The sequence below is a fragment of the Microcystis sp. M179S2 genome (assembly GCF_020245805.1).
Lineage (GTDB): Bacteria > Cyanobacteriota > Cyanobacteriia > Cyanobacteriales > Microcystaceae > Microcystis > Microcystis aeruginosa.
In genome coordinates this window covers 1-26,888 of the sequence record NZ_JADBUE010000130.1, presented here as the reverse complement: position 1 = coordinate 26,888, position 26,888 = coordinate 1, and the positions used below count along the sequence as shown (strand labels likewise).

Sequence of the window (26,888 nt, the reverse complement as noted above, 5' to 3'; positions counted from 1 at the left end):
TGTGGAAGCTTTAGAAGCTTTTCGGACAGCGATGTCTTTCCGTTTCTTTGAGTGGCTGACCGAGAATCGGGATGTGTTTGCCGCTTACAAAGCCAGTTTAGGCTTTATTTGGGCTTGAAATTTGTTTAAGTCCCACTAGGGACTTCCAGAAATTACTCATAAACGAAAAAGGCTATAATATTAAATAAATTATCTTAATAAACATGACATCAGAAACCGCCAATTATGATGAACCTTGAAAAAAAGCATTAAGCGAATATTTTGAAGCGTTTTTATGCTTCTTCTTTCCCGAAGTTTACCAAGAAAACGGGTTTCTCGAAGAAACCCGTTTTCTTGACTTTAAGACAAAAAAACGTTTCGCCAGCGCAGAATAGCTGGTAAATATCCTCAAGGGTTACAGGTTCACCCATAGACTGACATCGAAAACAAAACACCCCTAATCATTTTAGCGATTCGGTCGAGAAAACCGAGGAGAGCGAGAGAGCAAAAACGAGATAAATATTAAGAATTATGTAAAAAGCTTGACAAATATGTAAAAGTGCAATTTTAAAAACCGAGGACTAAGCTAACTTGTGGATACGACGCACAATTATTATTCATACTAAATCCGTTGAGTATAGGCTACATATCAGGACAGGCAAAAGCTACTCATGCAAGAGGCAAAAGGGGCAATAAATAATCAGTCTTTAATAACCGGATTTAGTATTCAGATCTTGATTCGGCAAGGCCAGCACTCAAATTAATACTCGCAATCATAGAGAAAAGGTTATATAAATCTAGCTAATCATTTACTTGAGTAATTGGTATTTTACAAATCGCTGAAAGCAAGTCACCATAGGAATTAAGCAAATGCAGTTCCGAATCAAATCCTGTGGGAGATAAAAATTATGGTTGCTTTAATCACCCCAAAACCCGCTAAAACCAGCCGTTTAACCACACAAATCCAAGAAATCGCCGAAAATACTTTTACCTTGCGCTGTTTGGATTGGGATCGCGATCGTTTTGATATCGAATTTGGTTTAGAAAACGGTACCACTTATAACTCTTTTGTTATTCAAGGGGGAAAAACCGCCCTAATTGATACATCTCACCGCAAATTCGATCGCCTTTATCTGGAGGAATTAACTAAACTAATCAACATCAATCATCTTGATTATTTAATTATCAGTCACACCGAACCCGACCACAGTGGTTTAGTCAAAGAAGTTTTGGAATTAGTCCCAGAAGTTACCGTGGTTGGGGCAAAAGTTGCCATGCAATTCCTCGAAAACATGGTACACAGACCCTTTAAACAGTTAATCGTTAAAAGTGGTGATACTTTAGATTTAGGCAATGGTCATGTCTTAGAATTTGTTTCAGCCCCTAATCTTCATTGGCCTGATACTATCTTCACTTTTGATGCTAAAACTGCCACCCTTTTTACCTGTGATGCCTTCGGAATGCACTTTTGTGATGATCAAATCTACGATCGAGAAAAAGACCTGCTAGAAGCCGATTTTCAAACCTATTATAACTGTCTGATGCGACCGAATGCTCGTTCAGTTTTAGGGGCAATTAAAAGAATCGAGAAATTTGAGATTAATCTCATTGCCACTGGTCACGGTCCCCTATTAAAACACCATATTTCTGATTGGGTGGGACGCTATCAAACTTGGAGTCAAGAACAAACTTCTGCCGATACTTTAGTGGCTATATTCTTTACCCAAGATTACGGACAAAGCGAACATTTAGCTACTATGATTAGTCAGGGTTTGACTAAAACTGATGTGGTGACAGAATTAGTCGATATGAATAATGCTGATCCCCACGAAGTCAGAGAATTAATCAATCAGTCTAAGGGAGTTGTCATCGGAATGCCTCCCCAATCTTCCCTGACTAACCAGACGATTTTAAGCACAATTCTTGCTGCAGTTAATGGCAAACAAGCTGTAGGATTATTTGAGTCAGGAGGTGGGGAAGATGAACCAATTTTTCCCTTAAGAAATAAATTACAGGAAATGGTCGCCATCGAAGCTTTTCCTCCTCTTTTAGTTAAAGACAATCCCAATCAATCCCTCGATTTTATTGCCGATGAAGCAGGAACCGACCTCGGCCAATGGTTAAGCCGAGAAAAAACGATTAAACAAATTAAATCGATTAACAACGACTTAGAAAGAGCTTTAGGCCGTATTAGTACCGGATTGTATCTAATTACTTCCCAAAAAGCCGATTTATCTAGTGCCATGATTGCCTCTTGGGTGACACAAGCAAGTTTAAATCCTTTAGGTGTGGCGATTGCAGTGGCCAAAGATCGGGCAATGGTATCCTTTTTACAGCCTAGCGATACCTTTGTTTTAAATGTTTTAGCTGAGGATAATTACCAGAAATTAATGAAACATTTCCTCAAGCGTTTCTCTCCCGGTGCCAATCGTTTTGAAGGCATTAAAACCTATACTGCCAATAATGGATCACCAATTTTAGCGGATGCCTTAGCTTACATAGAATGTGAAGTCACCAGTCGTTTAGATTGCGGCGATCATTGGGTAGTTTATTGTACCGTTAATACCGGACGAGTTGCCCGTTTAGATGTCTTAACTGCTGTCCATCATCGCAAAGTTGGCAACCATTATTAACAGTTATCAGTTATCAGTTATCAGTTATTAAGTAGGGAGGCACAATTATTTGCAGGATGGGTTAGCGGTAGCGTAACATAATCGAGCGTTGGGTTTCATGCTTCAACCCAACCTACGTTCATCTTATATTTAATTCCACCCACCTACTTAGTTATCAGATTTGATTGTTCAGTGGATAGTGTTAAGTAGGAAGTTGCCGCTTTCTTTTCACTGGTTACTGGTTACTGCTCACTGAAAAATCCCCCCAACAGCTAACACCCAATTCTATCAATCTTAGGAGAAATAAAATGTACGAACCAATTAAAAACCCTTCCCCAATGATGGTGCGAGTAGTGCAAGTCTTAGAAATGATTCAAGATTTAATTGTCATTTCTCTCTGTATCGGTTTATTTAGCTTCATGGTGTTAGAAGTCAGAGAAATGTTTATGTCTCTGCTGCCACCGATTCAATTTCGGATTATTACCGCCGATATTTTATTCCTCTTAATTCTAGTAGAATTGTTCCGATTGTTGATTATTTATTTGCAAGAAAAACGAGTTTCTATCGGTGTTGCCGTGGAAGTTTCTATCGTCTCGGTTTTGCGAGAATTAATTGTCAGAGGAGTCCTAGAAACTAATTGGACACAAGTATTAGCTGCCTGTGCTTTTCTAATAGTTCTCGGTACATTAATGGTGTTAAGAGTTTGGCTTCCTCCCACCTTTGAAGGTATCGATCCTGAACAAAAAGTTTCTGAACGTTATCGTCAACATTTAGTTAAAGAATTAACTGAAATAAACAGCAAAATTTAGTCAGTTATCAGTTATCAGTTATCAGTTATCAGTTAGAAGGGGATAGGAAAATGGGGGAATAGGGAAATAGGGAGATAGGGTAATTTCAACTAAAACCCTAAAACCCTAAAACCCTAAAACCCAACACCCAACACCCAACACCCAACACCCAACTTAACAATTATGACCACTAATACCTTAATTCCCAATCCTGCTATCAATAATCGCTCCCGCGATGTTCAAACCGCAGAAATTGCCGATAAAACTTGGGTTTTTTGCTCCCGTACTTGGGACAGATTAAAATTTGAAATAGAATATGCTCGTCAACGGGGAACCACCGCTAATTCCTATCTTATCTGTGGCGATAAAACCGCCTTAATCGATCCCCCTGGAGAATCCTTCACGGAAATTTATTTAGAAGAAATTCGTCAATATATCTCCTTACATCGTCTCGATTATCTGATTCTCAGTCACGTTAATCCCAACCGTATCGTCACTTTAAAGGCCTTATTAGCCGCCACCCATCAAATCACCATCCTCTGTTCTAAATCTGCCGTCAATACCCTTAAAAATGCCTTTCCCGATGCCCAAATTTTGGGCATACGAAGCGATGAAATCCTTGATTTAGGGCAAGGTCATCAACTAAGTTTTATTAATGTCCCTACGCCCCGCTGGCCTGATGGTATCTGCACTTTTGACCAAAAAACCCAAATTTTATACAGCGATAAATTCTTTAGTGTACATCTGTGCAGTGACGCTCTTTGGGATAAAAATTGGAAAGAATTAGATGTGGATCGTCGTTATTATTTTGATTGTCTCCATGCCGTGCAATCCAAAGCGGTAGAAACAGCCCTCGACAAAATTAAAGAATTTCCCGCCCAATATTATGCACCTGCCCACGGTCCGATAATTCGTTATAGTCTTAGTCGTCTTGCCCACGATTATCGTTATTGGTGTCAAGAACAAAAAACTCGACCTCTACAAGTGGCTTTATTATATGCTTCTGCCTACGGAAATACTGCCACCCTGGCCCGCTCGATCGAACGAGGATTATTAGAAAATGATCTGGCCGTAGAATCAATAAATTGTGAGTTTGCCACCCCCGCCGAAATTAGTCAAGCGATCGAAAATTGTGACGGATTTATTATCGGTTCTCCCACCTTAGCCGGTCACGCTCCTACCCAGATCCAAACCGCTTTAGGAATCGTTCTTTCCACGGCAGCAAAAACTAAATTAGCCGGGGTTTTTGGTTCCTACGGTTGGAGTGGGGAAGCTGTAGATTTAATTGAAACTAAACTCAAAGATGCTAATTATCGCCTCGGTTTTGAATCCTTGCGCGTGCGTTTTAGCCCCACAGAAAGCTGTTTACAAGCAGGTTATTTAGCTGGAGAAACCTTCGCCCAGACCTTGAAAAAAACCAAAAAATTGCGGGTTCCCCAACAGGGAATGACCGAAACACAAATCGATCGCACTGCCCAGGCCGTTGGTCGGATTGTCGGTTCCCTCTCTGTTCTCACCACTCGTCAGGGCGAGGATCATGCTGGTTTCCTGACCTCTTGGGTATCCCAAGCCAGTTTTAACCCCCCGGGGCTAATTATCGCCGTTGCTGACGAACAAGCCGCCGATCGCCTAATTAACTCCGGAACCGCCTTTACCTTGAATATTCTCAAGGAAGGGCGCAATTTACGCCGCCATTTTTCCAATCGCATCAAATCTGGCGGTGATGTCTTTACGGGATTAGAAACCCAAGTCGGGGAAAATGGCTGTCTGATTTTAAGCGAAAGTCTCGCCTATCTAGAGTGTACGGTGAAAGAGCGACAACTCTGCGGCGATCGCTGGTTAGTCTATGCTACCGTCGAGCGGGGTCAAGTTTTGGATAGTAACGGTGTCACCGCCATCGGTCATCGCAAATCCGGTAGTCAGTATTAAAACTGGACTAGCGGGGCAAAGCTCCTGACTTTCCCCCTATCATCGAGATTTCTGGGAAACATAGGTTATGTTAGTATGTAAGGTTATCCGACCGGGCTATTTCGTCTTTGTTTCCGTATGAAAAAATTGCCGCTAATCCTATCGGTGGGGAGTGTCGCTTTATTGTTGGTGGGATGTCCAGCTTCTAACCAAGCTAATCAATCCCCACCGCCCAGCCAAGAAACCCCCACCCCCTCTCCCAGTCCCCCGGCTGCCCAACCACCTGCCTTTAGCGGTGCTGTGCAACCGGCCACCGAACCAACCCCCCCAAGGGTAGCGGGATTGATTCCCGCTACCGATCCTGACCAAAAACGGGCAGAAATTAATCGCGGTCGCAGGGATCCCTTTGCTCCCTTTCCCCTACAACCAAATATTACGATTACAGCGGCGGAAAAACCCCCAGCTGGGACTCCGGCGGCTACCGCAGCCGCACCCCCATCCGCATCCGTAGGCAATCGTCCCACTCCCAGACGACCGATAGTTAAAGCGCCACCGCCGCCACCGCCACCAACGGAAGCGGAAGAAGTGCAAGTATCGGGCATCGTCCAGTTACCTACCACTGCCATGGCGATCGTGAAAGCCCCCGGAGAAGCCACGGAACGTCGAGTTATCCCCGGTTCTACTCTCTCTAATGGTTTAATTTTAGTTAAAGCGATCGATACTAATCCCGATAACCCCTATATTGTCCTAGAACAATACGGTCGAACTATTACCCGTCGTTTAGGGGATGGTGTCCCCGAACCCGCCGCCGCACCGCAAGCCTCGATCAGCTATAATATTTCCGAATCAGGAGAATAAAACCCGTGCGATCGATTGCTATTCAACAAAAACAAACCATTATTTATCCGCGAATGCCCTTGGCTATCTATCGGGAGTTAGCCAGCCATTTAGAACAGGTTCAGGGTGTGGAAACCCATCTCACTCCCCAGCAGTTCCAACAATTCGATTATCATCAAAGTCAGATCGGTAGTCTAGAAATTAACTATACCGAGACTTTTCAGGAAAGCGATCGCCCTCTGGTGACGGCAATTCTCGATTATTATGCCCAACGTCACGGCTCCTATCGGCTTTCCTAAGCTTTCTCTCCTCACCTTTTCTCCGATTAGCGAATTTTCTTGTTAAAAACTAAAGGTATTTTATAGGATTTATCTTAATGCTGGGGATGATGCCAAATCCCGTCATACTTCATTTAAACTTAAGTAGGGTTTGCGGCAAAAAGTACGGGCGAAGCATTCGGATAGAAAATCTACGGTTTCACCGATAGGTTATTGCCCGAATGCTTCGCCCCTACAGGACGTAGGGTTCATTCATGAATCAACCCTACCTTTTATAAAAATTAAAATCTTTCTGATTTTAAGCCACCGACGACCAGTGGTAGTCACTGATAACTGATAACTGATAACTGATAACTGAAATGACCCTACCCAATTCCCTAGAAGAAACGATCCTGCAAGCGAAAGCCGCCGCTCAACTGGCTCTAGAATCGGGAGACAGACGCATACAAGTGGAATTAGTTATCCCAGAAATTGCTCTACAAGCGCAAGCTTTAGCCCTTGATTTTACATCTATTTTTGACAGTTATGGTTCTGGTTTAAGGGTGATTTTTCCCGATACCGGGGCTGCCATGTTAGCCCGACGGGATTGGGGCGAAACAGTTTTTCAACTGGGAGATTTAGGTAGTCGTTTTATTCCCATCGAAAACAAAATTAAGCCCGAAGATGAAGCTTTTTTAGTTGTTTGTCCCTCCTCGGTTGAGATTAATTCCGTAGAAAAACTCTGTAACCTGGCCGAAGATCGCCCCGTGGTTCTTCTGATTCCCCAATTGGAAGATGTATCGGTAGTGGGTATCGGTTACGCAGCCCGACAATTGCGAGAAAGATTTTTAAGTACCCTAGAAAGTTGTTATTATTTTCGTCCCTTGGAATCGGCGATTGTGTATCGTTCCTATCCTTCCTTGTGGCAAGTTTGGCTCGAAAAAGAAGACGGTTACGAGTTAATTTCCGAACAATCCACTAAACCCATGGGCGAAGCTTTAGAAAATCTGATTCTGAAAGCTTCTAGTAATACTCCTAATGATAGTTCTAATCCTGCTAATAAAGCCAAAAAGTTCGGTTTATTTGCCACTATGGGACGCTTCTTAAAAGCATTACAACAGTGACATACTCCCCCCGTCAAGTTAGGCTGTGACGGTGGGAGTATGTCAATCCCACTCCTGTAAGTCTCTGAGCCAATTTTGCAGCAAGCTAGTTAATTGAGTACGGCGAGTTTCAAAATTGCCAGCAATTGAGAGCAAGCTAACCCCCACCAGCAATCCGATAATCCATTTAAGCAGAGGATAAAGGGAAATCAAAATTACCAACTGATAGAAAGCATTAGCCACAAAAGTAAAAGTGCCAAGATAGAGGAAGGCGCGAATTCGTAAGGCTAATCCGGCAAAAATTGCCACTAAACTGAGGATGCCAGGCAGGATTCCCGTCTGATGATGAAACCAGAGAGCCGCACTAGCAATAATGCCTGTTCCCAAGAGGCGAAGCAGGTGGCGCAAGGATTTGCCTTGCCTCCCCTGACAGGTAGGTTCTATCCAGACAAGACAGAGGATAGACAATCCGACAAGACTGCTGTAGGCGAAGGGAGTTGCCAGAGAGAAATCCGCCAGCCCAAGGGCGATCGCCCAATTCACTAACAAGAGGGTAAGATAGCGCCACCGGGGTTGCTGCCGCAGCCAAGCCAGCCAAGCATAGAATCCAGCCACCACCAGCAAACTTAGGGGATTGAGCTTGTCTAAACTGCCCCCAAGGGCGAGTCCTGGAAGAACAAGAGCGAGGAATTGCCAAGGACGAGGCGGCCAGCCCCAAAGCCGCCAAGGGAGCAGATAGGTGAAAACAGCCACCCCAGAGGCGATTACTCCCAACCAAGAAACTAGGTATTGAGAGAAGAATTCCATCGGAGGAATAGTATTGGCAGCATAAACCCCAATCCCAGTCGCTTCTAGAATACCCAGATAGACCCAGATTTCAGCGATCGCCTGGTCAGGATGGTTGCGCCCTTGCCAGATAGCATAACGAGTCAAAAAGATACCGGTTGCCAATCCCAACAGTTGATTGACTGCAACGGGATAGAATAAAGCCCCTAGTAACAGGCAACTGCCCAAAGCCCAGTGCAGGTGGGCAACCAACTTCAATTCTGAGGCCGTCAGATGCAAGTAGCCAGCCAACCAGGGAGAGAGCAACCGATAGCCGTAAACCAAGCTGGCGGCCAGGGCTGCCATTGCCAAAAATTGATCGCCTTGGGACAGGTCGGCAATTTGATAAAACAATAGCTCGTAGGCTGAGATGGAGATCCCGCCAATTCCCAGGTACAACAAGGGCTTCCCGGCCGGAGAGCGCCGCCCAACTCCGATGGCAATCAGTACCAGTCCCAGAGAACTCAAGCCAGTCCAACTACTGAAAAATCCCCAACGCAGAGCCGCTCCTAAGGCCCCATAGAGCAAGGGTAGGATATTCCAGCTATTGAGCATTTCCCGCCTGTGATCTCTGTGCCACCAATCTCCCAACAGTTGGGTAAGCAATCCCAAGAGAATATTGGCGATCACTAGGGCAATTAAAGACTGCTTAGTTAGGTTGAGAACTTCGATGGTGAACAGTTCCAAGCTCCAGCCTACCCCGTAGATGCCCCAGTTACTCGGATCGAGGTAGCTTCGATAGGCGATCGCCCCTAAAGTCAGGGCAGCCCCTAGGACAGAGAGGCTTGAGGCCGCCATCCAATCCCAGTAAACGGCTAGAGAATGGAGAGTCAGGGCGACTAACTCCAGACTACAGAGGGCAATTGCCCAGCCATCGAGGGACTGGGTATAGAGGGCGGCAAGTTGGCTCTGGCGGCGCAAGAACCAACTCCGCAGCATCCAGAGGACAGCTAAGAGCAAGGCAACTGCCAGCAACCAGCCGTCAATTGAACGCAAAGCCCATCCCGCCCAACCATCCCACAGGCAAGTTCCCCACAAAGCCAGAGCGAAGCCGATGGTAAGGGTAACTGCCGCCCCTTGTTGTAAATAATAGGCATGAACCAGCATCAACCCAGTTGCTATTCCTAAGCCGATTAGCCTGTACCCTGTCAGCCCTAGCAAGGGCAACTGGACTAGGGATAAGGTGGCAATACTCAACCAGATTGCTGAGGGAAAACGGGGAGGTTGCCAACTGCGATAGGCGGTTGCTCCCATAAGCAAGAGCGACAAGAGGAGAGTACGGAAAGGCTCCTGCACTATCGAGGTGTTAGCTACCAGAATCGACAACTCCAGACTACAGAGGGTGATTGCCCAGCCATCGCAGGCGCGGGCATAGAGGAGGGCAAGTGCAGAAGTACGCTGGCTCAACCAATAGCGCAACAGCCAGAGGGGGATAAGGGCGATTGCCCCCGCCAACAGCCAATCTAATCCAGGGAGAGGCAATCTCTCTAGTAAGGCAACGCTCAAGCCCAAGGACAAGCCTACCGTGATGGCAGCCGCTGCTAATTTTTGTAGGCGATGAGTCTGAAAGAACATCAACCCAGTGGCGATCGCCAGGGTGACGAGACGAGTTTCTTCCCCTACCCAGGTGGGAATTTGGGCAACTAGCAGGACTGAGATGCTCAACCAAATGACTAGGTTAGGTTGGCGCGAGGGTTGCCAACTGCGATAAGCTGTCGCCCCCATCAGCAGCCAAGTGGCGATCGCTTCTCTACCGTCTGGAGCATTAAGGACATTACCAGAAAGCGCCAATAACATCAGGAGCGAGAGGCAAGTTGCCCAACCATCGCTAACCTGGGCATAAATTCTCGCCAAATTATTCGGTAATGCCCTTAAGCATTGGCGGAGAATCCACAAGCTTGTCGCAGTAATTACCCCTGCCAACAGCCAGCTTGCTTCTTGCCGCAATGCCCAACCAAAACTGCCATCCCACAAAGACAGTGCCAGCCAACTCAAGCCAAAACCTACGGTAATCGCTGCTGCTGCTACCTGCTCTAAGTTACGGCTATTGACGAACATCAATCCTGTAGCTATCCCTAAGCTAATTGAGGCAATTCCTGGTTCCAACCCTTGCGGGGGTCGGGCTGTTAAGATAAGCCACTGCCACAGGGCTAAAGCGTCTATACTCAACCAACTGGCAACTTCCCGCCGAGCCAGATTCCAAGTTCCCACCCCAGTCAGGGCCAGGGGAGCCAAACCCCAGACTAAGCCCCACTCTAGCCCCATAAGCGGGCGCTCCAACACAGAGGTCAACTGGGCGAAAACTGCCACCTGATTGAGGATAAACAAGCCATAGGATAGCCCTGCCAAGATTAGTCCCAGCTTCCAAGTTGTGTGGTGTAGGAGATGGAGCAAGGAAGTAGGAGGAAAGGGCTGTTTCACGCTGAATGCCAATTCCAGCACCGCCAGCATGATTAAAATCACGCCCCAAACTGCCCAACTCAGCCTTGGCCATCCCCAGTCAATCGCCAAAATTAGGGTGAGCAAGCCAGCTAGGTGAGTGAGATAGGCCAGGGAGAGAAAACGGCGGGAAATCTCTTGAAGGGAAGCTAGTTTGACTTGCCGTTGGCTGAAAATTACTAACGCCAGGGTTGAAGCTGCCAAGTTGAGCGTCCTCAAGGCAGGATTGACTAAGGAGCAAAAGGTCAAGGTTGTTCCCCAGAACAAGGCTATCGAGCCGGTAAAAGAGGCTAATTCCCGCTTGCCCAATTGGGAGAACCAATCTGTCAGGAATAGGATTAAGACTAGGTAAGGAAAGAGAACTAAGCTTAGTAACGCCCAAGGGGTAGCTTCAGCGCCAGTTAAACCAGTCCCCAAGGTGATTGCCCCTTGCCTGAAAGTATCTGGAAGTAAGCGCCAAGCCAGCCACAACCCCTGCAACCCAATCAGCAAGGCTGCTGCCAAGTCGAACTTCCGCCAGGAGTAACCGATGCGTCGGGCAAAAAACAGGAGTGATAAACCACTCACTGCTAGGGCTTGCCAAGGTGTTTCACCCACCGACAGTAACCAACCTAGCAGCAGCAAGCTACCGCCGATACGCTGCCACAAGGAAACAGATTGTCTGGTCTGCCAACTGGCTAACCAGCCGCAAATCCCCACAGCCAGCCCCAATTGGCTAATCTCTACCTGAGCGATAAAAATTGCCCGCACCAGCAGGATAACCAGCCCATAGACGACAATTGCCTCATTTAAGCTAAAAGGGGCTAATCTCTCTCTGCTTGATTCTCCTTCTTGTCTAGCTTTTTCAGGAAGACGGGAAAGGGAGATCAAAGTTGTTCCCACCATGCCCAAGTAAGTTGCCAGCAAGGGAAACCCCCCAATTGCCCATCCCCAATGCAGATAGCTCAATCCCAAATGATTCGGCAGACTTTGAGAAAATCCTGCCAGGCCAGTTCCCCCGTACCTCCCCCGGAATAGTTGAACTGTTACGGCGGTAAGGGAAAGGGCAGCCACTACCACAATCAACCAGGCTAGAGGGTTGCGCCACAAGCCCAAGCTATCCATGGCCAGAAAATTCATCGGCACTAGCAACAGGGTAACCAGGCGCAAAGCTTGACTGGTCAGGCGCAGGCCCGGCTGTTGGCTACTCCAAAAACTGGCTCCCCAAAAAGCTAAAGTATAAAGCCACAAAACCCCATACTGTCCGGCGCTTGAGAATTTTTCCCAAAAGTTGGCGGCGAGGACACCAGAGGAGATGACCACCATGAAGACTCCCAACAGCAGCAGCCAGAGGACGCTCAATTCTGCCATCAGAGACTGTAACATTTGTCCAAACTGGCTGGGAGTTTCCTGCCGTCGAGGAGATGTTGGCGGCTGTGGCGGGATTCTACGGGGAGCTTCTGGCCGTCGAGAAGGTAGCGCGGGTGGGGGAGGCGGCTGGGAGGAGATGGGGTCTGGCAGCGGCTCTCTGGTAGGGGCAGTTGTCAGTATAGGCATGACACAGGAGAGGTTTTCCCGACACAGTTGCTTGACTTGAGATTCCCCAAGTAATCCTAATTGGAGCCATTGTTCTAAACCTTGTAGTAGAGAGGGATGGGAAGCTCTCACTCTTATAACAACCCGGATTTGAGAAGCAGTCAGCCAGCCTCGCTCCTGCCATTGCCCCAAACCTTCTAAAAAGTTAGATATAGGGACGCTGGTGGTTATTGTCAGAGCGAGGGTTTCTTGAACTGAATTTTCTCTCGCATTTATTGCTAATTCTAGTCTTTTGTCGGCAATCAACTCTAATTCTAGCCATTGATTGAGAGCTAGTAAAAGTTCGGCTGGCGAGTTGGGATTGACGATTTCTATTGGGATGATTCGCTTCTCTTGAAAGGACATAAGTAATCAGATAAGTAGTCGGACATAAATTCTCTCGTCTGTCTTAAGAAATGTAATTCTGGCAATTCTTGCTGACTCCTGACTCCTGACTCCCACGGTTAACTTTACTTTTGTCCGACCACTTAAAGGTAAAGGTAAAGTTAACTGTGGAGACAAGGGAACAGGGAACAGTAAAGGTTTCAGCCTTGGTTAGATCTCTTAAGAAATTAATCTCATCTAAGCTGTCTTGAAAAAGCGAATAATCTCTCGTACATGATTGAGAAATTGACTGTCTTCTGTCAGTTGTGCGATCGCATTTTGTGCTTCCTGAGATAAGGTTTCATGTTCAACCTGATTTTTAGCTTCTAATTTTTCTAGTAAGGCTTTCAGACGGGCTAATTCTTGGCGAGTTATTTTGACTTCTTGTTGCTGTATATTTGCTTCTGTATCGAGTTTTTCCCTAATTATTGCCACATTAGCCTCTAAATTAGAGACGCAAACGCGCAACTCTACTACATCCTCTCTGGGATACTTAATCTGTTCTCGAATCATTGACAAACGCACGGCTAAATATTGATAAGCCCGAATCGCCGGACGTAAAGCTGTCAATAATAAAGTTGCACCGGAACTCACATATCCTACTGCACTAATTCCCGTTGCTGCTAAGGTATAAAGTCCAATTCCTGACAGCAAATGTAAGGCGATTGCGAGCCGAATTGACCAACGCGCTACTGTCTTAACATAATCAACTTGTTTCCGATCTACGGGAATATTTTTTTCTTGAGAAATTGCTGCTTCTGCGATGACTTCCTGGGCATCAAAATAAATGTTCCAAGGAACAGTCACAATCACTAACAACCACCAAAAACTGGCGATCCCAATCAACCAATCGATTAAATTTCCTGACGGGATGTGCAACCATTGTAAAATTCCAAAAGCTAGTAAGACTAAGGCTCCAAAAATCACACAAAATCCGATAAATCCTAGATAGCTTAAAAACATCTCAATCCCCCCATTTTTATTTCTCTTTCTTTTATGTTAGAAAAAGATTGATCAAGTTTCACTAACGGTTGTGACACTTTGTGAATTTACCCATAAAATGGCACAATTGTGAACCATAACTTGGCTGTTTGACAACGAGTATAGTGTAGCGACTGTCTTGATGGTCAAGGGGGAATTCAAAAAAACTCAAGCAGTTGCCGTAAAACTCAAAATCTCAAGCCGGAAAAAAGCGCAGCAAAAGCTAAGCTGCTCAGGTTAAACCAAAGCAAGCGCAACCCTTGATTAGAGATAACAAAAAGTGTGAATCTCTAGGAACTAAGCGAGAGATTTGTTTGGCGGTTAATTGACCGAGTTCTGGTAAGTCGGAGACGAGAGTAGTAGAAATTACTTGACCATGACTTTCTCGGGCCATTGTTGGTTAGCTTGGGTCAATTCCTCAATTTCTTGATTGAGTTTTTCAAGGCAGTTATCGAGATACTCAAGATGGGCTTCGATATCGAGCTTTACCGCGAGCGCGTTCCCGTCGGTTCTTTTCGGCAGTCCGCATCTCGACAAGTTGCCGGCGACGACTAATTAAGTCCTACCGCTAACCCATCCTACAAATAATTGTGCCTCCCTACTTATAATAAAATTAGTCGGTAGTTTCCCTAGAGGTAAACTTTTATGATTGTCAATAAGCGAGAACTCAAGCAAGCCTTAAATCGGGTGTACTTAAAAATCAAGCCTGATGCTGAAACAATTCAGGTTTTTCAAGCTAATTTAACGCGCTTGTTAGACCAATGTGACAGCAAAAAGTCGGAAGAGTTTAATAAAAATTTGCTGATAGATTTTTTAAAAAATACCTATTATGCTGATCGCTATTTTATCAATACAAAAGAGCGCATCGATCTGGTGATTCATAATAACCAGGATGTTAAAAGTCCAGTGGGGGTCATTTTTGAGACGAAGAAGCCTACTCAGACAATAAATGCAGAAATGCCAAGACTGGATCATCTCAATACTAAGGCTTTTCAGCAGTTAGTTTTATATTTTCTCCGCGAAAGGGTGACGGATAAAAATCTTAATATTAAACACTTGATCGTGACCAATATTTATGAGTGGTTTATTTTCGATGCGAAGATTTTTGAGGAGTTGTTTTTTGCTAATAAGGCTCTAGTTAACCAGTTTTGCGATTTTGAAGCAGGGAGACTGAGTAGTACGAAAACGGATTTTTTCTATCAACAAATTGCCGAACCAGCGATCACTAAAGTTATTGAGCAAATTAAATTTACTCATTTTGATCTGCGAGAACTGGAAAATTTAGATTTGCTTGATATTTACAAGATTCTTTCGCCAGAACATTTACTTAAGTTACCTTTTGTTAATGATAGCAATACTTTAAATAAGCCTTTTTATAATGAGCTTTTGTATATTATCGGTTTGACGGAAGTTAAGGATAAAGGGAAGAAGTTAATCGGACGAATGAAAGAAGGCGATCGCTGTGATGGTTCCCTGATTGAAAATGCGATTAGTCGGTTGGATAGTTTAGATAAAATTGCACAATTAAAAAATCCTGAAGAGTTTGGAACTACGGATGAGGAACGGCTTTATAATGTGGCGTTGCGGTTATCAATTAATTGGATTAATCGGGTTTTATTTCTCAAATTATTGGAAGCGCAGTTAATTAAATATCATCAAGGCGATCGAGATTTTGCCTTTCTCAATTTGGCGAAAGTTCCCAGTTATGATGATCTCGATAGTTTGTTTTTTGATGTGTTAGCTAGGGAGACAAATAAGCGCGAGGCTAAGGTTAAAACGACTTTTGCTCATGTACCTTATTTAAATAGTTCGCTATTTGAACCAACGGAGACGGAACAGCAAACGATTTTTATTGGCAATTTGCGGGAGCGAACTTTACCCATTTTTACAGCGACGGTGCTAAAAGATAATCAGGGTAATAAGCGAGTAGGCGAGTTAAATGCGTTGGCTTATTTGTTTGAGTTTTTGGATGCTTATAAATTCGATCGAGATGAGTTAGAAAATCCTCAAGAAGATAGCGAAAAGTTAATTAATGCTTCGGTGTTGGGGTTAATTTTTGAAAAGATTAATGGTTATAAGGACGGTTCTTTTTATACGCCGAGTTTTATTACCATGTATATGTGTCGGGAAACGATACGAAGAGCGATTGTGCAGAAGTTTAATGAAGTAAAAGGCTGGAATTGTCAAACTTTAGATGATTTATATGAACGAATTGAGGACAAAAGAGAGGCAAATGTTATTATTAATAGCCTGAAGATTTGCGATCCGGCGGTGGGTTCGGGACATTTTTTAGTTTCAGCTTTGAATGAGATAATCGCGATTAAGAGTGAGTTACGGGTTTTATTAGATAGTTCGGGTAAGTCGCTAAAAGATTATCGGGTAGAGGTGCGAAACGATAAGTTATTGGTTTACGATGATGAGGGGAGTTTATTTGCTTATCATCCGAATAATAAAGAAAAGCAACGGGTACAGCAAGCCTTATTTCATGAGAAACAGACGATTATTGAAGGGTGTTTATTTGGGGTGGATATTAATCCTAATTCGGTGACGATTTGTCGCTTGCGGTTATGGATTGAGCTTTTAAAAAATGCTTATTATCGAGAGGATGGCAATTTAGAAACTTTGCCAAATATTGATATTAATATCAAGTGTGGTAATTCTTTGATTAGTCGCTTTGCTTTGGATGTGGATGTTAAACAGGTTTTACAGAAGCAGAAGTTTAGTATTGAGGAATATCGCAATGCTGTACAGACTTATCGCAATGCGGAAAATAAGGAACAAAAGCGGCAGATGGAAACGCTGATTGCTAAGATTAAGGCTGGGTTTAGTGCTAATTTATTAATTAGTGATCCTAAGAAAGTGAAGTTACGTCAATTACAAGGGGAACTTTATAATCTGGAAAATCAGGGTTTATTGTTTGAGGAGACTAAGACGGAGCAAAAAGCGCGGGAGAAAAAAGTAACTAAGTTAAATAATGAGATTGATAAGCTAACTGCTGAAATTGCAGATATTGAAAGCGGTAAGCTGTATAAGAATGCTTTGGAATGGCGGTTTGAGTTTCCTGAAGTGTTGAATGATAACGGAGATTTTGTTGGGTTTGATGTTGTAATTGGTAATCCTCCTTATATTTCAATACAAGATTTAAAAAAATCTAATTCTTTGGTTTGTGATTATTATTCTAAAAATTATCAAACAGCAAAAAAAGGTAACTTTGATATTTATCTTCCTTTCGTTGAAAAATCATTAAGCTTGTTAAATTCGCACGGTATAGTTGATTTTATAATGCCTTCTCTTTGGATTTATAACGAGTACGGAAAACCCCTAAGAAGCTTAATGATTAAATCTCATTATTTATTAAGATTTTTAGATTTTGGCTCTACCCAAGTTTTTATTGATGCAACTATTTATACTGCTTGTCAACAATTTAGTAAAAGACCTAGACCTTTTTTTAGATATTTAAAAACAGAAGCTGATAACTTTGAGACTGAAGGATTTTCGGAAATTTATTTTTCTAGCTTAAATGAAAATAATTGGAGTTTGGGGAAAGAACATATTTTGTTAATCAAAGAAAAGCTTGAGTTAAATTCAAAACCTTTAGGTGAAATAGCGCAAATTTTTGTTGGGATTCAAACAAGTGCAGACAATATTTATCATTTACAAAAAATTTCGCAAGGAATATATTTTTCAAAAATACTAGATAAAGAAGTTGAAATTGAAGACGCTATTATGAAACCACTAATTTCAGGAACAGATGCTAAACGGTATAAAATTCCAAATACAAATAAATATTTGCTTCATCCTTATGAAGCGAGTGGTAATTTTGCTTTGCTTGACATTAATTTATTGAAAAATAATTATCCAAAAGCTTTTAGATATTTAAAAGATAATGAAGCTATTTTGAGAAGTCGAGAAAACAATAAATTTAATAATGATGATTATTGGTATCAATTTGGAAGGAACCAAAATCTTGACAAACAAACTTTATCAAAAATAGGAGTTGCTCAAACTGTCTCTGATTTACAATGTTTTCTTGATGAAAAAGGAGATTTTTTCTTAAATAACGTTCGAGTTAATGGAATTAAACCTATCAATGAAGATGAAGTAGATATAAAATATTTATTGGGTATTTTAAACTCTAAAGTTGCAAATTTTTATTTTAAATTAGTTGGCAAGCCAAAAGACAATGGTTTTTTTGAAGCGAATAAACAATTTATTTCGCCGATTCCTATTAAAATTGTAGATCACAAATATCAAATAAAAATTAAGTTATTAGTTGACAAAATTCTCACCGCAAAAAAAGACGATCCTAACGCTGACACAAGCGAATTAGAAAAGCAGATCGATCACTTAGTTTACAAACTCTATCAACTCACCTATAATGAAGTAAAAATCATCGATCCAGAATTTGCCCTAACAGAACAAGAATATCTGGACTTCCCCTAATTTATTCCCTTACCCCCCCGATGTCCTGTAGGGCTAATTCATGAATTAACCCTACAATGAATCAACCCTACAATGAATCAACCCTACTATGAATCAACCCTACAATGAATCAACCCTACAATGAATCAACCCTACTATGAATTAACCCTACTATGAATCAACCCTACTATGAATTAACCCTACTATGAATCAACCCTACTATGAATCAACCCTACCCTTACCCCCCCGATGTCCTGTAGGGCTAATTCATGAATTAGCCCTACAATGGGTGTTGTCAAATTGAAAGATGCTGGGAATCAGCTTTGCCTTTTGCCTTGTGCCTTTTGCCTCATCTCAACAAGCAATTTAAATGCGCGGGCAGCTTAATTTCTGGCCAACTAGCTACCACCGAGGCCAATTTATCCAAATCCCGACGATCTTCGATAAAGGGAAAAACACCTAAAACCGGACAATTAGTCAAGGATTGAATTAAATCGATCGGTGTTAACTGCTCTATCTCCGTCTCCGTGCGCGGTTCGAGACAATTAAGGATAATTCCGCCCAAATTGACCTTTTTCTGCTCTGCTAGGGCAATATTAGCCACCGTTTGGGAAATCGCTCCCAATTTCACCGGCACCACTAAAAGGGTTTTTAACCGCCATTGAGCCGCTAAATCCGCCAAAGTTAGCTCGTGAGTGACAGGACAACCTAAACCCCCCAAACCCTCAATTAAAACCAAATCTTGGCTTTTTTGTAGGTTCAGCAGAGCTTGCCACACTGTCCCTAAAGGAATATCTCGACCTTCCAAATCAGCAGCCACAGGAGGCGCTAAGGGTGCTTGATATTGCAGCGGTGTGATCATTTCTAATTGACCCTGAAATAAGCCCTCATACCATTCTCGATCGCCTTGACCCGTTTGCATTAATTTCATCAACCCCAAGGCCTTGGAGGGATCGTATTTTTGCCAATAAGCCACTAAAGCAGTGGTGACAACGGTTTTACCCGCATCGGTATCCGTAGCCGCAATCAAAAGACTATTCATAAAACTCCCAGGCTCAGTCAAGATCAGGTGAAATCACCAGCATCTATCATCTTATCCCCCATCACCCCACTTCCCACTTCCCCAGATATTGCATGGGTAAGATGCAAAAAGAAAAAAAACTGCAGCCAAAAAGGTGAGATGGAATACACTAAAAGTATAAGGTTATCAATTTTGCTATTTTTCAAGTTGCATCCTAGGCAACAGAATTGCAATTATCCCTCTAGTTAGAAATTGGACGGTTTGCCCTGTGGTTTCATCACTTCCCAAGCCCAATAACTCTTTAACAACGGTTCCCCAGCGTTGTTCTGGTGCTTATGCCTTGATGGACAGTCTCAAACGTCATGGCGTTAAGCACATCTTCGGTTATCCCGGAGGTGCGATCCTGCCCATCTATGACGAACTCTACCGCTTTGAAGAGCGGGGAGAATTACAACATATTTTAGTGCGCCACGAACAAGCGGCCGCCCATGCCGCCGATGCCTACGCTAGGGCCACCGGCAAAGTGGGAGTCTGTTTCGGTACTTCCGGCCCCGGGGCGACCAATTTGGTGACAGGCATCGCTAACGCACACATGGACTCCATCCCGATGGTAATTATCACCGGTCAGGTCAGCCGGGCGGCCATCGGTTCCGATGCTTTCCAAGAAACCGATATTTATGGTATTACTCTCCCGATTGTTAAACATTCCTATGTGGCTAGAAATGCCCGGGAAGTAGCGAGAATCGTCGCTGAGGCCTTCCACATCGCCAGTACAGGACGACCGGGACCGGTTTTAGTCGATATTCCCAAAGATGTCGGTTTAGAACTATGCGATTATATCCCCGTCGAACCGGGAGATGTGAAACTAACCGGTTATCGTCCCACGGTTAAGGGTAATCGCCGTCAAATCGAGGCCGCTTTGCACCTCTTGGAAACCGCCGAAAAACCTTTACTTTACGTTGGCGGAGGTGCGATCGCAGCTAATGCCCACGCCCAAATTGCCGAGTTTGCCGAGCGTTTTCAGTTACCCGTTACCACCACGTTAATGGGTATCGGTGCTTTTGATGAACATCATCCCCTCTCGGTGGGAATGTTAGGAATGCACGGCACTGCCTACGCTAATTTTGCCGTGACCGGGTGTGATTTATTAATTGCCGTCGGCGCTCGTTTTGATGACCGAGTAACGGGGAAATTGGACGAATTCGCCTCGAAAGCTAAGGTAATCCATGTGGACATCGACCCGGCGGAAGTGGGCAAAAATCGCGCCCCTGACGTGCCGATTGTCGGGGATGTGCGGGTAGTTTTAGAACAAATACTCCAAAAAGCCAGAGAATTTGATTATCCCACTAATTCCGATCGCACCCAAGCTTGGTTAGCCCAGATCGAGCGCTGGCGGCAAGATTATCCCCTGCAAGTCCCCCTACCGGAAGGCAGACTTTCCCCCCAAGAAGTAATCGTTGAGGTGGGTCGTCAAGCACCCCACGCCTACTATACCACCGATGTGGGCCAGCATCAGATGTGGGCGGCCCAATTCCTCAAAAATGGTCCCCGACGTTGGATTTCTAGCGCGGGATTGGGGACGATGGGTTTCGGTTTACCTGCTGCGATGGGGGTAAAGGTGGCTATTCCCGATGAGGAGGTCATCTGTATTAGTGGTGATTCCAGTTTCCAAATGAATCTACAGGAATTGGCCACCCTAACCCAATTTAATATTCATGCCAAGACGATTATTATTAATAATGGTTGGCAGGGTATGGTACGTCAATGGCAAGAAGCTTTCTATGGGGAACGTTATTCTAATTCCAATATGGAAGCGGGAATGCCAAATGTGGAACTGTTAGCCCAAGCTTACGGCATTAAAGGCATTACTATTCGCCATCGAGATGAATTAGCCGCAAAAATTGCCGAAATGTTGGCCCATGATGGTCCGGTTTTGGTCAATGCGATCGTGACTAAGGACGAAAATTGTTATCCCATGGTCGCCCCCGGTCAAAGTAATGCCCGTATGATTGGTTTACCGAAAATTGTCACCGGGGGTTGTGAAATGCACAATTGTCCCAGTTGTGGCGCGGTTAACAGTTGGAATAATAAATTCTGTCCTGAATGTGGGGCGAAATTGTAGCTGAAAATTGTTAATTAATTAACCAGCCTCCGTTAAGTATAACGGAGGTTTTTGGCTTTTTCTCTACTGTGTGAATATCATAAGTAGGTAGGCGTTAAAAATTATCAGATGCCTCCTTATTAAGGGGGATCCCCCCGCCTATCGGCACCCCCCTTATCAAGGGGGGCAGGGGGGATCGAACCTAAAATCTATTCTTAATTTAATTATAACCAGCTACTTAGAAATTGTCAAACAGAAGCAATGGCAGCCCTAGAAAAGGCCCTAGAAAAAGAAGCGGAAAACTTGATCGCCACCGTGATTAAATTAGCAATATCTCAGTGACAACGGCAAGAGGCTGACATCAACACCATGGACGACAATTAAGAATGACAACCTAAAATCTTTTCGCTAATTTTGCCCTGGACTGCACCCTTTGCTCCTAAAATAGGCCATTGCGGCTAGACCCGAATATTGGTCTAGCATTTGCCCGTAGACTGAATAAAGCACGTTATAAAGATTATGGCCAAAGTTCTGGTATCCGATTCGATCGATCCGGTAGGAGTAGAAATTCTGTCACAGGTTGCCCAAGTGGACGTGAAAACAGGACTATCCGCTGAGGAAATCATTCAAATTATCCCCGAATACGACGCACTGATGCTCCGTTCCAGTACCCGCGTCACCAAAGAAATCGTCGAAGCGGGCAGCAAACTGCAAATTATCGGCCGCGCAGGGGTAGGAGTCGATAATATCGATGTTCCCGCGGCCACTCGTCAGGGTATTATTGTCGTTAACTCTCCCGAAGGTAACACGATCGCCGCTGCCGAACACGCCTTGGCCATGATGTTATCCCTCTCCCGTCATATTCCCGATGCCAATCAGTCGGTAAAAGCGAATAAATGGGAAAGAAATCGCTTTATCGGCACAGAAGTTTATAAAAAGAACCTAGGAGTCGTCGGTTTAGGTAAAATTGGTTCCCACGTCGCCGCCGTTGCTAGATCCCTAGGCATGAAAATTCTCGCCTACGATCCCTTTATTTCCAAAGAACGCGCCGATCAACTCGGTTGCACCCTGGTGGATCTAGAATTACTCTTTGCTGAGTCCGATTTTATCACTCTCCACGTCCCGAAAACTGCCGAAACCCAGCATCTCATCGGTCGGGAAACCATCGCTAAGATGAAACCCACGGTCCGCATCATTAACTGTTCCAGAGGCGGCATTATCGATGAGTTGGCTTTAATTGAAGCCCTCGAATCCGGTAGAATCGCCGGGGCAGCCTTGGATGTATTTGAACAGGAACCTTTAGGCGAATCTAGATTAAGAGAATTATCTAACGTCATCCTCACTCCCCACCTAGGCGCCTCGACTACGGAAGCACAGGTGAATGTGGCTATTGATGTGGCCGAACAAATTCGCGATGTCCTCCTCGGTTTGCCAGCGCGTTCGGCCGTTAATATCCCCGGACTAACTCCCGATGTTATGGAAAAACTGCGCCCTTACCTGCAATTAGCGGAAACTATGGGTAATCTCGTCAGCCAGTTAGCAGGAGGTCGCTGTGACTCGTTAAATGTCCGTTTACAGGGAGAATTGGCCACTAAAGACAGTCAACCCCTGGTGATAGCGGCAATTAAGGGTTTACTTTCCCAAGCCCTCCGGGAACGGGTAAACTATGTTAACGCGGCGATCGAAGCTAAGGAACGCGGTATCCGGGTAATCGAAACCCGGGATGCTTCCACCCGCGACTATTCGGGATCGATTCATTTGGAAGCTAATGGTTCTATGGGGACCCATTCCGTCACTGGGGCGCTGTTAAGCACCGGAGAAATCCGCATTACTGACCTCGATGAGTTCCCCATTAACGTGCCACCGAGTAATCATATGTTATTCACCCTTCACCAGGATATGCCCGGTATTATCGGCAAAATTGGCGCACTTTTAGGCAGTTTTAATGTCAATATCGCCAGTATGCAGGTAGGACGCAAAATTATTCGCGGTGACGCAGTTATGGCCCTGAGTCTCGATGATCCTTTACCAGAAGGTCTTCTCTCGGAAATTACTAAAGTCCCCGGTATCCGTGATGCTTATACAGTGAAACTCTAGATTAAATCAGTTATCAGCTTCTGAAGGCAAGGGGCAACCCCCCACCCCCCCTAGGGTTGATTCAAGGTAGGGTTGATTCATGAATCAACCCTACTACCAACATCGGGGGGGTGGGGGGGCAAGGGGGGCTAATCTAAGAATAAGCGGTTTAAATGCGTCTTAGCTTAATCAGTAATCAGTGAAAAGAAAGCTCCGCACTTGCCACTTAAGTAGGGAGGCACAATTATTTGTAGGATGGGTTAGCGGTAGCGTAACCCATGCGGGCGTTGGGTTTCATGCTTCAACCCAACCTACGTTCATCTTATATTTAATTCCACCCACCTACTTAATACTGTTGACTGAAAACTCAAATCTGATAACTGATCACTGATCACTGATATATGTCTAATAGTTGGTGGGAAATTACGGTTTTGTGCGAACCTAGTCTCGAAGAAACGGTTTTCTGGAGACTGGAAAATTTTGGCTGTTCGGGAACGGCCACTGCTAAAAAACAATCCTCTTTAGAGGTTAAGGCCTATATACCAGAAATTAAAGCGCAATTGCCCGATTTAGAGGCACTAAGCCTCTGCTTAAAGGAAGATGCTTTGATTTTAGGTTTTCCCGAACCTGTCAGCCATTGGCAGTTAATGGACGAGGAAGACTGGGCCAGCAGTTGGAAACAACATTGGCAAATTAGCGAGATCGGCGATCGCTTTTTGATCTGTCCTGCTTGGTTAAATCCCCCCGAAAATAACCAGAGATTGGTGATTAAAATTGACCCCGGTTCCGCTTTCGGCACGGGAACGCATCCAACCACGCAATTATGTCTAGAATCCCTAGAAATGCGTTTAAGTAGCCATCCAGAGCCTAAAATTATCGCCGATATCGGTTGTGGTTCCGGCATACTGGCGATCGGGGCGATTTTATTGGGGGCCAAAAAAGTTTATGCTGTCGATACAGATCCGCTGGCGGTGAATGCGACGCGCAGTAATCGCCATCTCAACCGAATTAACCCCGAAAATTTAGCTATTAATCAGGGTAGTGTCGAGGAGTTATTAGAATTAATTCCCGATGGTGTCGATGGCATCGTTTGTAATATTTTAGCCGAGACAATTATCGCTTTAATGCCCGAAATCAACCGTCTGGCAAAACCCACCACTTGGGGAATTTTAAGCGGCATCCTCGTCACCCAAGCACAAGCAGTTACAGATATTTTAGAACCCCAAGGCTGGACAGTGGCTGCCCTGTGGAAACGTCAAGAATGGTGTTGTCTTCAAATTCGTCGCGCTCTGGATTAATATAGCTATCAGTTATCAGCTTCTGAAAGCAAGAAGCAGCAAAAAAAATCTGGCAATTCTCCTACCCAAAAAGAAGGTTAGAAACTAAGTAGATTTAAGCTTTTAGCTTAACAAATGACAGTTTTCCACCACAGGGGAGTTCCAATGATACTAAATCCGGTTAAAAGGTATAGGTGAGCGGGGAGCGGCAGAGCCGGGGAATACCAACCCCTGATTTCTGAACGAGTACGGAGGGAGTCGAACCCCCGACACCCAGGACCGGAACCTGGTGCTCTATCCTCTGAGCTACGTACCCACAATAAAATACTATTATATCATACCACTAGCCGACGCAGTAGATCAGAAATTCCTATGACTAGCGATCGCCCTTTAAAACTACTGATCAGTAACGATGACGGCATTTCCGCCCTAGGAGTCCGCACCCTCGCTAATACCCTCGCTACTGCGGGCCATCAAGTCACCGTAGTTTGTCCCGACGGCGAGCGCTCTGCTACCGGTCATGGCTTAACCTTACACCATCCCATCCGGGCCGAACAGGTGGAAGGAATTTTTCATCCCGATGTGATTGCTTGGTCCTGCTCGGGAACTCCCGCCGATTCGGTGAAATTTGCCCTTAGTGCCGTCCTCAAAGAGCGTCCCGATTTAGTTTTAGCCGGCATTAACCACGGGTCTAATCTCGGCACCGATATCCTCTATTCTGGCACGGTTTCCGCAGCCCTGGAGGGCTTAATCGAGGGTATTCCCAGTATTGCTTTTAGTCTGGCTGGTTTTAAAGCCTGTGATTTCCAGCCGGCCGCCGATTTTGCCCTCACTTTAGTCAGGAAAGTTGCCCTTAACCCTTTTCCTCTTCCCACTTTACTCAATGTGAACGTCCCTCCGGTTAGTAGTGGCGAAATCAAGGGGGTGAAAATCACTAGGCAAGGATTGCGACGCTACGAAGAAACCTTCGAGAAAAGACTGGATCCTAGGGGTAAAAGTTATTACTGGTTAATTGGGGAAGTGGTGGAAGATATCGAACAACCGGACTATACCCATTTACCCCCGGAAGTGCCTACGGATGTGCGCGCTATTGGCGAGAATTTTATCACCATCACGCCCCTACAATACAATTTAACTGATGTGCAGGGTTTTCAACATTTGCACCGGAATTCTTGGTTTGATTGAGGATCATCTCATGATATTCTGATTCAATCATTAGCGTTTGAGAGCCTATGTCCCCTCAATTTAATTTTCAAGAAAATGAACTCGAAGAAGCGGATATCATAACCCTCTGGGATGAGCAAGGTCGATCGCTGGACTGTTATATTGAGAACGCCTATGAAACCGATGATCTCACCTATATGCTTCTTGTCCCCGTGGATACCCCGGTGATGATTCTAGCTTGGGATGAGGAATCGGAGGAAGAAGAATCTGATGCCTTCTTAATCGAAGATAGCGAGGAAATCGAGCGGATTTTCGCCGATGCTAAGGCAGTTTTAGCAGAATTAGACCTATTGCTCAAATCCACTGCCCACACCTTGACTGTTAGTGGTGAATTACCGCCCCTAGAAGAAGATAATGTTCTCAGTTTAGAAATTGATGGCGATGAACCCTCCTCGTCATCAGAGCCGGAAGAATTGCAATTTCTCGCCAGTTTCTTTTCGGAAGACCAAAAATACTCGATTTACAGTCCCCTAGCTCCTTTGTTATTCTTAGCCGTCGGTGATGCGGAAGGGAAAGTTGAATTAGTTTCCCCCGATGATGACGGTATGGGACCAATTCTAGAGGAACTTTTGTTTGATGAACTCGATTAATTACATAATTTTACCAAATCCGCCGACCAAAATTTTTGATAAATCTAGTCACAGTATATCTTGCGGGATTTTATTATCGTCGTGATTAAAGCGGATTTGGTATTTTTTCTCTAAATTAATTACACATTTCCCTAACCACTGACGAACTTATTATCTGTCGGATAGGCTTCTAGCCTCTGCTTGCTGGCAAAAGTGAGGGGCAGCCCGGGACAGACACTGATGCCAAAGGAAGAATAGACCTCTTGTAAAAATCAAAAACTGTTGTTAGGGTTAGGAGTCAGTAGCCGGTCGTCAGTAGTCAGGAGAATTAAGAATGAATAATAAGCAATTAAATGGTCTATTTACAGATTTTGTGCCATTTAATCCTTATTTTTGCCGTTTTTGAAACCTCAAAAACGGCAAAAAATTAAGGGCTGGCTGAATAAATCTAAAAACCTTGCTGGATAAGACTTTTAGACTTTTTTGAAATCCAAAAGTACCAGATATGGGAGTGATCAGGGGGAAATTCAG

At 44.4% G+C, this 26,888-nt stretch carries 15 protein-coding genes, 1 tRNA gene and 1 pseudogene; 12 read left to right on the top strand and 5 right to left on the bottom strand.

Annotation, left to right across the window (positions count from 1 at the left end; genetic code table 11):
- The first annotated feature begins 887 nt into the window (after nucleotides 1–887).
- The 6 genes from IM500_RS07590 to IM500_RS07565 all read left to right on the top strand — a co-directional run bounded on the left by IM500_RS07590 (nucleotide 888) and on the right by IM500_RS07565 (nucleotide 7,505).
- Nucleotides 888–2,612, top strand: a complete 1,725-nt coding sequence (locus IM500_RS07590; protein WP_190720573.1) for a diflavin flavoprotein — start codon at nucleotides 888–890, stop codon at nucleotides 2,610–2,612.
- Nucleotides 2,613–2,899: 287 nt separating this feature from the next.
- Nucleotides 2,900–3,400, top strand: a complete 501-nt coding sequence (locus tag IM500_RS07585; protein WP_002763297.1) for a phosphate-starvation-inducible PsiE family protein — start codon at nucleotides 2,900–2,902, stop codon at nucleotides 3,398–3,400.
- 162 nt (nucleotides 3,401–3,562) lie between these two features.
- Nucleotides 3,563–5,308, top strand: coding sequence for a diflavin flavoprotein (locus IM500_RS07580; RefSeq protein WP_287738063.1), 1,746 nt, complete (start codon nucleotides 3,563–3,565; stop codon nucleotides 5,306–5,308).
- A 117-nt stretch (nucleotides 5,309–5,425) separates the two neighbouring features.
- The gene (locus IM500_RS07575) at nucleotides 5,426–6,145 is read left to right on the top strand and encodes a hypothetical protein (protein ID WP_287738062.1); all 720 of its coding nucleotides are present in this window, start codon (nucleotides 5,426–5,428) and stop codon (nucleotides 6,143–6,145) included.
- Nucleotides 6,146–6,150: 5 nt separating this feature from the next.
- Complete coding sequence (locus IM500_RS07570; protein WP_190720580.1) at nucleotides 6,151–6,423, top strand: hypothetical protein; 273 nt, start codon at nucleotides 6,151–6,153, stop codon at nucleotides 6,421–6,423.
- A 338-nt stretch (nucleotides 6,424–6,761) separates the two neighbouring features.
- Complete coding sequence (locus IM500_RS07565; protein WP_190720582.1) at nucleotides 6,762–7,505, top strand: DUF1995 family protein; 744 nt, start codon at nucleotides 6,762–6,764, stop codon at nucleotides 7,503–7,505.
- Nucleotides 7,506–7,547: 42 nt separating this feature from the next.
- Here the strand turns inward: IM500_RS07565 and IM500_RS07560 are convergent, their stop codons facing one another.
- The 3 genes and pseudogenes from IM500_RS07560 to IM500_RS24720 form a co-directional block, all read right to left on the bottom strand.
- Nucleotides 7,548–12,668 carry a hypothetical protein gene (locus tag IM500_RS07560; RefSeq protein ID WP_287738061.1) on the bottom strand — a complete coding sequence of 1,707 codons (5,121 nt, stop codon included), beginning with the start codon at nucleotides 12,666–12,668 and terminating at the stop codon, nucleotides 7,548–7,550.
- A 216-nt stretch (nucleotides 12,669–12,884) separates the two neighbouring features.
- The gene (locus IM500_RS07555) at nucleotides 12,885–13,649 is read right to left on the bottom strand and encodes a hypothetical protein (RefSeq protein ID WP_012267507.1); all 765 of its coding nucleotides are present in this window, start codon (nucleotides 13,647–13,649) and stop codon (nucleotides 12,885–12,887) included.
- Between the two features lie 313 nt (nucleotides 13,650–13,962).
- Nucleotides 13,963–14,229, bottom strand: a pseudogene (locus tag IM500_RS24720) (IS110 family transposase); the annotation flags it as partial.
- Nucleotides 14,230–14,312: 83 nt separating this feature from the next.
- Here IM500_RS24720 and IM500_RS07545 point away from each other — a divergent pair.
- Nucleotides 14,313–18,110: a type IIG restriction enzyme/methyltransferase gene (locus tag IM500_RS07545; protein ID WP_287738059.1), complete on the top strand. Its 3,798-nt coding sequence runs from the start codon at nucleotides 14,313–14,315 to the stop codon at nucleotides 18,108–18,110.
- A 328-nt stretch (nucleotides 18,111–18,438) separates the two neighbouring features.
- On the opposite strand, the gene bioD is transcribed toward IM500_RS07545, so the two are convergent.
- Entirely contained in the window at nucleotides 18,439–19,131 is a 693-nt protein-coding gene (gene bioD, locus IM500_RS07540; RefSeq protein ID WP_287738058.1) for a dethiobiotin synthase, read from the bottom strand.
- A gap of 247 nt (nucleotides 19,132–19,378) precedes the next feature.
- Here bioD and ilvB point away from each other — a divergent pair, with 247 nt between their 5' ends.
- From ilvB to prmA, 3 genes are all read left to right on the top strand, one after another.
- Nucleotides 19,379–21,232 (top strand): biosynthetic-type acetolactate synthase large subunit, encoded by a 1,854-nt coding sequence (gene ilvB, locus IM500_RS07535; protein ID WP_002752240.1) that lies wholly within the window; start codon nucleotides 19,379–19,381, stop codon nucleotides 21,230–21,232.
- A gap of 498 nt (nucleotides 21,233–21,730) precedes the next feature.
- Nucleotides 21,731–23,308 carry a phosphoglycerate dehydrogenase gene (serA, locus tag IM500_RS07530; protein ID WP_150975455.1) on the top strand — a complete coding sequence of 526 codons (1,578 nt, stop codon included), beginning with the start codon at nucleotides 21,731–21,733 and terminating at the stop codon, nucleotides 23,306–23,308.
- A gap of 380 nt (nucleotides 23,309–23,688) precedes the next feature.
- On the top strand, nucleotides 23,689–24,585 hold the full coding sequence (prmA, locus tag IM500_RS07525) for a 50S ribosomal protein L11 methyltransferase (RefSeq protein ID WP_287738057.1): 897 nt from the start codon (nucleotides 23,689–23,691) through the stop codon (nucleotides 24,583–24,585).
- A gap of 222 nt (nucleotides 24,586–24,807) precedes the next feature.
- On the opposite strand, the gene IM500_RS07520 is transcribed toward prmA, so the two are convergent.
- Nucleotides 24,808–24,880, bottom strand: a tRNA-Arg gene (locus tag IM500_RS07520).
- 56 nt (nucleotides 24,881–24,936) lie between these two features.
- Here IM500_RS07520 and surE point away from each other — a divergent pair.
- Together surE and IM500_RS07510 are read left to right on the top strand one after the other, a co-directional pair.
- Nucleotides 24,937–25,749: a 5'/3'-nucleotidase SurE gene (gene surE, locus IM500_RS07515; RefSeq protein ID WP_190722957.1), complete on the top strand. Its 813-nt coding sequence runs from the start codon at nucleotides 24,937–24,939 to the stop codon at nucleotides 25,747–25,749.
- Between the two features lie 47 nt (nucleotides 25,750–25,796).
- Nucleotides 25,797–26,378: a DUF3727 domain-containing protein gene (locus IM500_RS07510; RefSeq protein ID WP_012267496.1), complete on the top strand. Its 582-nt coding sequence runs from the start codon at nucleotides 25,797–25,799 to the stop codon at nucleotides 26,376–26,378.
- The last annotated feature ends 510 nt before the right edge of the window (nucleotides 26,379–26,888 follow it).